This is a genomic window from Abditibacteriota bacterium (genome assembly GCA_017552965.1).
GTDB lineage: Bacteria > Armatimonadota > UBA5829 > UBA5829 > UBA5829 > RGIG7931.
Map to the genome: position 1 here is coordinate 127762 of JAFZNQ010000076.1, position 9203 is coordinate 136964.

The following is a 9203-nucleotide window of genomic DNA, read 5'->3' on the forward strand; positions in this document are numbered from 1 at the left end:
CCTTGTATTTAAGGCGATACCGCCAGAATATCGATAGATCCGGGGTCAGGACCCCTCTGTCTCACACGCCGTGTTGCACAGCAGCGCGTATTCCTCGAGAGTCAGACTCTCTCCTCTTCTTGAGCCGTCTATGCCGCTCTCCGCCAGCACCCGGGCTGCCTTTTCCCTGCTCCACCACAAGAGCTCCGAATTGGCGAGATTGTTGAGCAGGGTCTTTCTCCTCTTGGAATAGGCGGCCCTGATGATCCGAAAGAGCAGGGTCTCGTCCGCTGCCTCCACCGGCGGCTCGGAGCGGAAATGCAGCTCTATGACGCTGCTGTCCACCCTGGGCGCCGGGAAAAAGCACCCCCGGGACACATTGCGCACCCGGCTCACTGCCGCATAATAACGGCAATACAGGCTGAAGGAAGAGCACTCTCTGGTCCCCGGGGGAGCCAGAAGCCTGTCCGCCACCTCCTTCTGCACCATGAGCACGCAGCCCGAGAGCAGGGCTCTCGCTCCTATGAGCTTTTGGATGATGGGAGTGGTGATATAATATGGCAGATTGCCTGCGCACACTGTCCTTGCGCCCGGCAGAGCGGACATATCCCACTGCAAAAAATCACCCGTCACGATGGCGACGCCCGGCCTGCCGGTATATCTGTCTGCCAGCCGTCCGGCCAGCTCTTCATCCGCCTCCACGCATACCAAAGGCTTGCCCAGCTCCGCCAGAGGCTCCGTCAGGGCGCCGGTGCCGGGGCCTATCTCCAGCACCGCATCGCTGTCAAAGCGGCTCACGGCGGCGACTATCTCGTCGATGATATGCCTTTCGGTCAGCCAGTTCTGCCCCAGAGACTTTCGGGGCCTGGTCTGCCCTTCGCGGGAACACACGGCTAATCCTTGTAGTGCAGATCCCTGTTGGCGTCTATATACCTGTGGGCTATCACCCAGGCCGCAAAGTCGTCTATGTTCCTGCGGGGCTTCAGCATGGAAGACGGCAGGAAAAACAGGTACCAGGGCTTGCGGTGTCTGGCCCAGTAGCCCTTCCGCGCCTCCCAGGTGGTGTTGGTCTCGTCCACCAGGTGTATGTCCTTGATGCCGTATTCCTTCAGCTCCTTGACGATATCCTCCGAACGGGTCCCGTCTCCGCAAACCACGTGAGCGGTAGGATAATTGGTCTTGTAGTGTTCTACGTCTTCACAAAAAGAAGATCTGGAGCACACCTTGCGGGTGATGGTCCCGCCTACGGAATTGACTACCGCTATGCCGACCTTGCTCTTGCCCGGATCTACTGCTATGACTATCATTTATCTACCTCCACTCTGGTATTCCTCGTACTGACCACGTCCGAGCTGTACAGGTCTCTCGCCGCATACAGCCGCACGGTCACAGCCGAGGACGCCGCCTTTATCTCATCCATCAGCCCCAGTATCACCGCCACCTGCTCCGTGAGAGACGTCTCCCGGTAGGAGGAAAACAGTCTCAGAGCAGGATTGCGCTTCATGGCCTTCTGGCAATAATAAGCGAAGAGAGGAGACATCTGGGCAGGCACGGCTCCCTTGTTCACAGACTCCGTGAGCACGGTGTTGCTGTAAAAATCATAGAGGTCCGTGAATACCTCCGCCTCCGACTGGTGACCGGAAAAGGTGATCTCCGATATCAGGCTGTCCATGTTGTATATGAGCTTTTGCTCATGCAGACGGAACTCCACGGGTATCAGGCTCAGCTCGGAGGATGTCAGGTTGCCCGCGGAGGACACGGTCACCAGAGTATCGCCGCCCTTGTTCTTGATGGCTTCGGCGGCGCTCATCACCATGACCCGGATGTTGTCCTCATACACGTCCCCGGCCTCGTCCCGGAAGACCAGCCTCACGTAGGCCGACTTGAAACCGGCTGCCGCTTTTTCGCCCTCGGCGCTGATAGGCTCACCCTTATAATAGCTTTTTATATTATAGCAAATTTCATTGGCGTTTGCAAGCAGCTGCATCAGAGAGGCGGATATTTCGGGAATGCTTTTGTTGCCGTCCACCACGCCTCGCGCTATCTCATCCTCCTGGCGGATGACCACGGTGGAGAGCCGCAGATTGGCGTATTCCTTCATGGCTTCCTTGGCCACGTCCAGATCGTGCTCCGCCTGCCTCAGGTTTTCCTGCACCAGAGCCAGGCTCTCTTTGGCGGTGTCCAGCTCCTTTTTGGCCGCGTCCTTTTGACGCTGCTGCTCCTGCACCTGCAGCATCAGCTCCCGGAGCTTGCTGCTGTCATCCTCCAGCTGGATCTCCATCTCCTTCAGCTTTTCTTCGTCCCGGGCCAGCTGGGCCTCTTTTTCCTTCAGGGTCTTCTCCGAAGACGAATTCTGCTTTTTGAGGACCTCCAGGTCCCGCCGTCTCTCCTCTATGTTCCGCTTCAGGGCCCTGACCTGTCCCGCGGACACGGCGTAGGCGGCTTTGGCCGAGTCATAATTCTTCCTGGCGGTGAGATAGTGAGCCTTGATGTCCTCATACTCCCGGCTCGTGGCCTGAGTGTCCTTTTCCAGACGGGCCTGCTCCGACAGCAGGGCCTTGTTTGCCACCAGCAGCTCTGCGGATTCGCGGCTCAGCTTTTCGTTTTTCTTCAGTATGGACTGGCCGTGAAAAATGACCTGTCTGAACTGGCTGTTGATCCCCGTCAGCACCAGCAGAGCCAGCACGGATATGATCATACCGGTGATGACGGTAGAGACTATAGCCGTGTGCTTGGGCCTGAGGCCGAACATGGTGAGGCGCTTCTTGCCCAGGCTCCTGCCTATGTAGTCCCCTACGTAGGCCACGAAGCCCGAGACCAGGATCATCGCCGCAAAAAATACCGCTGTGTACATTACATCTTCACTCTCAGATTGAAATACAGAGCCGCTCCCAGCCCCAATATGTTGGCGCCGAAGGACCCGGCAAAGGGCGTCAGGGTCCCGTCGTAGGCCAGCTGGGAGCCGTAGTTCCACACTATGTAATACAGGCCTATTACCAGGAGGCTGATGCCTATACCCACGCCGGCGCTGCTCCGGTGGCTCCTGATGGCCAGAGGCGCCGCTATCAGTCCCAGTATGATGCAGCTCATGGGCAGGGCCAGCCTGTTCCACATGAACACCTCGGCTTTACGGGTGTCCCTTTCCTGAGACTCGGGCTGGGCCTTGTAGAGGCGGACCAGCTTCCGCAGCTCAAAAAAGCTCATGTTCGACACGCTGTTGTGCATCTCCGCCTTTTGCAGGAGCTCCAGCTCCTCCACGTCCTTTTCGATCCTCACGGTGTCCGTGCGGGTGGAGCCGAACAGCACCCTCGCGCCAAAATCGTCTCCCAGCTTCTGGGTGTAGCCGTCGTAGAGCTCCCAGTCAAAGCGGCGGCTCTTGTCCGTCATGCCCTGCCAGACAGCCTTTTTGGCGTATATCACCAGGCTGGGCGCTCCGCCTTCAAACCTGATGATGGTGATGTCGGCGGCCACTCCCTTGGATATGTCAAAGCCTCCGTCGGCCCGCACTATGGACCGGGTGTTCTTGTCAAAAAACATGACTGCTCTGGTGTCCGGAGCGGCGTTGTCTTTGGCTTCCGCCTCCAGAGCCTGCAGCCGCATATACGAAGCGGGCGCTACGAAATCATTGAGATAGTAGCTGACGCCCGCAGCCATCAGCACAAAGGCGATGACCGGCACCAGCAGCCGCCTGTAGCCTATGCCCGCGGCAAAGCAGCTGATCATCTCGCTCTCCCCGCTGAAGCGGCCTATGGAATATATCACCGCCAGCAGAGTAGCCATCGGCAGGGTGTAAAAAATCACCGTAGGCATATAGTAGAGGATCATCAGCCCCGCCGTGGCGAGAGGCAGCCCCTCGCTGATCAGCTGGCTGATGTCCTGGAGAAAGTCTCCCGCAAAAAACAGCATGGAGAAGGCGGCTATGCCGAACAAAAAAGGGCCCAGGAGCTCCCTGAACAGCATTCTGTCGGATATCTTCATCACATCTCAAAGTTTTCGCCCAGATAATACTTCCGGGCCACCGGGTCGTTGGGCAGATCCGCAGCGGAGCCGGCGGTGCGTATGATGCCGTCTCCCATGATGTAGGCTCTGTCGCATATGGCCAGGGTCTCGCGGACGTTGTGGTCGGTGATGATGATGCCTATCCCCTTGTCCTTCAGGCCTCTCACCAGCTCCTGTATGTCATTGATGGATATGGGGTCCACCCCCGTAAAGGGCTCGTCCAGCAGTATGAAAGAGGGGCCCGTGGCCAGGCTCCTGGCTATCTCCACCCTGCGGCGCTCGCCGCCGGAGAGCACCCGCCCCAGCCTTTTGCGGACCTTTTCCAGACTGAACTCCGACAGGAGGCGCTCCAGTATCTCCCGCTGCTCGGCGCGGCTCAGCTTCTGGTGCTCCAGCACCAGGCGTATGTTGTCCTCCACGGATATATTTCTGAACACGGAGGCTTCCTGAGCCAGATAGCCCATTCCCAGCCGGGCCCTCTTGTACATGGGCAGACCGGTGATCTCCCTGTCGTCCAGATACACGTGGCCGCCGTCCGGCCTGATGAGGCCGGTGACCATGTAAAAGGAGGTGGTCTTGCCGGCGCCGTTGGGCCCCAGCAGGCCCACTATCTCGCCGGTCTCTGCCTCAAAGGACACCTTGTTGACCACCCGGCGTCCCTTGTATTGCTTGACCAGCTCGGAGGCATAGAGCTTCATTCGCCCTTACCTACAGGCAGAGTGACCCGGGCTCTCTCCGAGTCCCCCTCGATGGCAAATAGCTGCTCGTCCTCGCCGGCTGTCCGGGACAGGTTGATGGTGGCCCGGCTGCCGGTGGCAGTCATGGGGGTGTCGCCCACCACGCTGTCTATCCTGACGCTGCCGGCCAGAGTCATGACGTCGTTCTCATAAAAGGCGCTGTCGCACCATATGTGATATTGGCTGTCTCCGGCCTTGTATTCCATGACCACACCTTCGGTGATGACGGCCTGGCTGATGCCCTCCAGGCCCTTTGCTGCCTTGCCCTCATACACCAGCTTCAGGTCCCGGCATTCGATCTGCAAAAAGGCCTCCTCGTCCCTGACCGCGAGAGACGTGCCGCCCTTGGCGGTCACCACTTTTTTGTTCATGGATATACTCTTGGCCCGCAGCTTCACCGACCCGTCCTCGGCCGCAAATTCCGCCGCGAACGCGCCTGCGCAAAGCGCCGCCAGGAGCACTGCAAAGAGCAGTCTTTTCATACAGGCCCTCCCTGTCAATCTGACACCTCAAAGCTCTGAAGCGCTGTATCCAGCACCATCTTTTTTCCGCTCATTATTCCCATATCGGTGGTCAGCCGAGCGCTCGTTGCGTATATCTTGCCTGCCCTGCTGTCCCATTTTATACTTTGGGCCACCAGCACCGAAGCATTTTGGGCGGAGGTGACCTTTACCCTGCCGCTGCACTCCACCACCCCGGTCCGGGCATAGAGCACAGCCCGGTCCGCGATGAGGTCGGCGGCGTATTTGGCCTCCCTGTCATACACGGAGGCGGAAAAGTCCTCCAGCGACACGGTGCTGTCTGTCTGACGGCCCGAAAAGCGGCGGGCATGGGCAGACATGCTCTTGCCCTTTTCGCCGGCCCACTCAAAGGTCACGTTGCCCGTGTCCACCCGGACCTCGGGTATCTCCTCCAGCTCGCTGCGGAGCTGCTCGTCTTTTTTGCGGGCTTCTTCCTCGCCGGTCTTTATCTCCTTGTCCAGGACCTCTTCCTTCTGACGGAACTCCCTGGCCGCCGCGCTGCGCCGGGCGCTCTCGGAGGAGCCGTGGCGGCAGCCGCACAGCACAAAGAGACACAGGAGGAGGACCAGAGCCGTTCTCATAATCTGTTGTCCAGCAGCCTTTTTCCGTTGTTGTAGAAGATGTCGGCCTTTTCCCCTTCGTCCAGAGAGGAGTTCTCCACAAAGGCCTTGAATAGGGAGCCGTCGGCGTAGGGCAGACTGCTGCCGTAAAACAGCCGGTGGGAGCCCAGGCTCTTCAGGGTGTAGTCTATCTTGTCGCTGCTGATCTTGCCCGACAGCTCCAGGCTGATATTGGTGTTGGAGACTGCCGCCAGCACCGCGTGCTTCCAGTCGTCCTCACCCATGCCCAGTATGATGAACCGCATGTTTTTGAAGGTCTGGGCCAGGCCCTCTATGACCTCCACGTCTCTGGCGTCCCTGGCGTGGATGAGCACCGGGGCGGCGTAGCGCCTCTGGGAATTGAGGATCACCTCGCAGGTGCTCTTGAGGAGCTTGCTCTTCAGATTGCCGGTGACTATCTTGATAGCCACCATGCGCTCGTTGAAGAGATACCTGCGCATCTCCTCGCTGCTTTCGTCGGGAAAGGCCGTGTTCACGGTCACAGCGCCGAACAGATTAGCCTTGCCCTGATATTTTTCCACGGTCTGAAAGACCAGCCGGTTCCCCGCCACGAAGTCCACCGTGTCCGACAGGGTGGAGGATATGACCGCGGCTATCACGTTGTTTCTCTGCATGCTCCCCAGCAGATTTTCTGCCGAGAACTGATTGCCCAGCACGGGAATGGCGCCTATCTGGCAGTTGATATCGATGATCTTCATGAATTGACTCCTAACAAAGAGGCGCTGTTAGTGTAGAATATCTTTTCCTTGTCCCCGTCGGGGATATGGGCCGCCAGCACAAAATCCCTGGCTATGCTCACAGACCTCTCGCAGGCGCCGGAGCCGAAGAGTATCCGGTCCGCCCCCACGCTGCCGTGGAGCAGCTCCAGAGTGGCCGGCATGCTGAGCCCGCTGGTCTCCACCATAAAGGCGGCGGACTGTCTCACGGCGGATATGGCCTCCGCCAGATGCAGATGGTCCACCCCCTGCAGTATCACGGGATAGTCCAGCCGGGAGGCTGCCCGGAACACTCTGGTGATCTGTCCGGGACCGGTGACGGAGATCATCACCGGCAGCCGGACCTGAGCATTCAGAGACAGCAGCTCCTCAAACACCAGGTGCTCGGCGTCCCATTCCTGCAGGTCCGGGAAAAACCTCAGCAGCCTGAAGCCCGCCTCCTTCAGCTTGGGCAGCAGCTCCTTTTGGCCAAAAAAGCCTCTGGGGTCCACCGTGGCCGCAGGCAGCAGCCGCTGCGAGTCGGAGCAGGCCTTCAGGGTGCGGGCATTGCCGTCCCTGTAGCTGTAATATATGCCGTAGCTGCACAGGGTCACCGCCTTTTCGGCGCCTCCCTCCTCCAGCCTCTGCTCCAGCTCAGCGCTGCCGTTGCCGGCAGTGGCGCCGGTATAGGGTCCGTAAACCGTGTTGATGTCTATGATCTTCATTCCTGATCCGCCTTGTATTCCATGGCCGCCTTGTAGCGGGCGACGGTTTTTTCCTTGCCCAGGAGCTGCAGTATCTCAAACAGTCCGGGGCCCCAGGTGCGGCCGGTGACAGCCATTCTGGTGGGGTGTATCACCTCCGCGGGCTTCAGCTCCATATCGGCAGCCACGCCCCGGACGGCAGCCTCTATGGCCTCCAGGGTCCAGGGCTCCACAGCCTCCAGAGCCTCGATGAGCCCGGCGGCTATCTGTCTGAAATTGTCCTTGCGGAAGTGCTTCAGACCCTTGGGCTCGTATTCGGTGACGTCCCTGTAGAAGAATTCGGACAGCTCCACCGAGTCCGACAGGGTCACCAGCCTGTCCTGTATGAGGCGGGTCACCTCCAGCAGATACTCTTCCTCCTCCGGGGTGGGAGCGTCGCCCACAAAGCCTGCCTTTTGCAGATAGGGCCTGATGAGCTCTCTCAGCTCCTCGCAGGTCTTCATGCGTATGTATTCGCCGTTCAGGTCCTTGAGCTTCATCAGGTCAAAAATGGCGGGGTGATTGGCTATGCCCTCCAGAGAAAACCTGTCTATGAGCTCTTCTCTCGAATACAGCTTCCGGTCCTCCCCGGAAGCCCAGCCCATGGTGGCCAGAAAGTTCAGCATGGCTTCCGGCAGATAGCCCTCTTCTATGTAGCTCATAAATGCGGTGGCCGTGTCCGAACGCTTGGACAGCTTTTTGCCTCTCTCGTCCAATATAAGGGGCGGATGGACCCACAGAGGGGGCTGCCAGCCCAGAGCTTCATACAGCTGTATGTGCTTGGGAGCGGAGCTGATCCACTCCTCGCCCCTGATGACGTGGGTGATGCCCATATGGTGATCGTCCACTATGCTGGCGAAGTGATAGGTGGGAAAGCCGTCGGCCTTGATGATGATGAAGTCATCCTCCAGCTCGTTCTTGAAGGACACCTCTCCCCGGACTATATCCGTGAACACGGTCTCCCCTTCTCTCTTCATCTTGAAGCGGATCACGGGATGGGGGTTGTCCTTCAGCTTCTCCTCCACCTGCTCCGGAGTCAGATCCCGGCAGGCCCTGTCGTAGCCCGGGGGCAGCTTGGCCGCAGCCTGCTGCGCCCTCAGCTCCTCCAGCCTTTCCCGGGTGCAGAAGCAATAGTAGGCCTTGCCCTCATCTATGAGCTGTCTGGCGTATTTGTGATACAGCTCCAGCCTCTCGGACTGAAAATACGGGCCGCGATCGCCGCCTGCGTCGGGGCCTTCGTCCCATTGCATGCCCATCCATCTCAGTCCCTTCATCATATCCGAGAGAGAGTTTTCCACGTATCTGGTCCTGTCCGTATCCTCCACCCTGAGGATAAAATCACCCTGGGTGTGACGGGCATAGAGATAGTCAAATACCGCCGTACGGATGTTGCCTATATGGGGCGATCCCGTAGGGCTGGGGGCAAATCTGGTGCGTACTTTCATATCAGTCTTCCTTCCGCCGGGCAGCCGGGCTGCATGATAAAAATTCTACATATACACTACTATTTTAGCACCAATCGGCCTCTTTTTCAAGAGAGGGGCTCCGGGCTGCGCCCCGTCCGCCAAAGGCAAAAAAGGGTCCCGAAGGACCCTTGGTGGTGGAGATAAGGGGACTCGAACCCCTGACCCTCACATTGCGAACGTGATGCTCTTCCAGCTGAGCTACATCCCCACGCAATTCTATTATAGCACATTCCCGGGAAAATTGCAAAGAAAAAGCAGGGCTTGCGCCCTGCTTTCTCGTCAGATGACATTAGTCGATATCGTAGCCGTCGGTGTCGGCGGGCATGCCAAAACCGTTGGAGCGAACTCTCAGCCAGTGATAGTCCCAAGCGGAACCGTTCCAAGGCAGACACTGACCGGCAGCATGGGTGGCAGCATGGCCATCGAAGAAGCCGCAGAGGAAC

The 9203-nt window shown here is 58.7% G+C and carries 10 protein-coding genes and 1 tRNA gene; all 11 read right to left on the reverse strand.

Going from position 1 to position 9203, the window contains the following annotated elements; translation table 11 throughout:
• Positions 1-45: 45 nt before the first annotated feature.
• Entirely contained in the window at positions 46-870 is an 825-nt protein-coding gene (rsmA, locus tag IK083_07160; GenBank protein ID MBR4749329.1) for a ribosomal RNA small subunit methyltransferase A, read from the reverse strand.
• Positions 871-872: 2 nt separating this feature from the next.
• Positions 873-1286, reverse strand: coding sequence for a RuvX/YqgF family protein (locus tag IK083_07165; protein ID MBR4749330.1), 414 nt, complete (start codon positions 1284-1286; stop codon positions 873-875).
• Positions 1283-2833, reverse strand: a complete 1551-nt coding sequence (locus IK083_07170; protein MBR4749331.1) for a DUF3084 domain-containing protein — start codon at positions 2831-2833, stop codon at positions 1283-1285. The genes IK083_07165 and IK083_07170 overlap by 4 nt, the downstream gene beginning before the upstream one ends.
• Positions 2833-3957, reverse strand: a complete 1125-nt coding sequence (locus tag IK083_07175; GenBank protein ID MBR4749332.1) for an LptF/LptG family permease — start codon at positions 3955-3957, stop codon at positions 2833-2835. Before IK083_07175 ends, IK083_07170 begins: the two co-directional genes overlap by 1 nt.
• Positions 3957-4676 (reverse strand): LPS export ABC transporter ATP-binding protein, encoded by a 720-nt coding sequence (gene lptB / locus IK083_07180; GenBank protein MBR4749333.1) that lies wholly within the window; start codon positions 4674-4676, stop codon positions 3957-3959. Before lptB ends, IK083_07175 begins: the two co-directional genes overlap by 1 nt.
• On the reverse strand, positions 4673-5197 hold the full coding sequence (locus IK083_07185; protein ID MBR4749334.1) for a hypothetical protein: 525 nt from the start codon (positions 5195-5197) through the stop codon (positions 4673-4675). The genes lptB and IK083_07185 overlap by 4 nt, the downstream gene beginning before the upstream one ends.
• A gap of 14 nt (positions 5198-5211) precedes the next feature.
• The gene (locus tag IK083_07190) at positions 5212-5817 is read right to left on the reverse strand and encodes a hypothetical protein (GenBank protein MBR4749335.1); all 606 of its coding nucleotides are present in this window, start codon (positions 5815-5817) and stop codon (positions 5212-5214) included.
• Positions 5814-6554: an amidohydrolase family protein gene (locus tag IK083_07195; GenBank protein ID MBR4749336.1), complete on the reverse strand. Its 741-nt coding sequence runs from the start codon at positions 6552-6554 to the stop codon at positions 5814-5816. Before IK083_07195 ends, IK083_07190 begins: the two co-directional genes overlap by 4 nt.
• The gene (locus tag IK083_07200) at positions 6551-7276 is read right to left on the reverse strand and encodes an amidohydrolase family protein (protein MBR4749337.1); all 726 of its coding nucleotides are present in this window, start codon (positions 7274-7276) and stop codon (positions 6551-6553) included. The genes IK083_07195 and IK083_07200 overlap by 4 nt, the downstream gene beginning before the upstream one ends.
• Positions 7273-8739: a glutamate--tRNA ligase gene (locus tag IK083_07205; GenBank protein ID MBR4749338.1), complete on the reverse strand. Its 1467-nt coding sequence runs from the start codon at positions 8737-8739 to the stop codon at positions 7273-7275. Before IK083_07205 ends, IK083_07200 begins: the two co-directional genes overlap by 4 nt.
• A gap of 153 nt (positions 8740-8892) precedes the next feature.
• Positions 8893-8968: transfer RNA gene (locus IK083_07210), tRNA-Ala, on the reverse strand.
• Between the last annotated feature and the right edge of the window lie 235 nt (positions 8969-9203).

Bases quoted from the DNA above. Each gene is read 5' to 3' on its own strand.
- IK083_07165 (MBR4749330.1), bottom strand. From the start codon at position 1,286: ATGATAGTCATAGCAGTAGATCCGGGCAAGAGCAAGGTCGGCATAGCG.
- IK083_07170 (MBR4749331.1), bottom strand. From the start codon at position 2,833: ATGTACACAGCGGTATTTTTTGCGGCGATGATCCTGGTCTCGGGCTTC.
- IK083_07175 (MBR4749332.1), bottom strand. From the start codon at position 3,957: ATGAAGATATCCGACAGAATGCTGTTCAGGGAGCTCCTGGGCCCTTTT.
- lptB (MBR4749333.1), bottom strand. From the start codon at position 4,676: ATGAAGCTCTATGCCTCCGAGCTGGTCAAGCAATACAAGGGACGCCGG.
- IK083_07185 (MBR4749334.1), bottom strand. From the start codon at position 5,197: ATGAAAAGACTGCTCTTTGCAGTGCTCCTGGCGGCGCTTTGCGCAGGC.
- IK083_07190 (MBR4749335.1), bottom strand. From the start codon at position 5,817: ATGAGAACGGCTCTGGTCCTCCTCCTGTGTCTCTTTGTGCTGTGCGGC.
- IK083_07195 (MBR4749336.1), bottom strand. From the start codon at position 6,554: ATGAAGATCATCGATATCAACTGCCAGATAGGCGCCATTCCCGTGCTG.
- IK083_07200 (MBR4749337.1), bottom strand. From the start codon at position 7,276: ATGAAGATCATAGACATCAACACGGTTTACGGACCCTATACCGGCGCC.
- IK083_07205 (MBR4749338.1), bottom strand. From the start codon at position 8,739: ATGAAAGTACGCACCAGATTTGCCCCCAGCCCTACGGGATCGCCCCAT.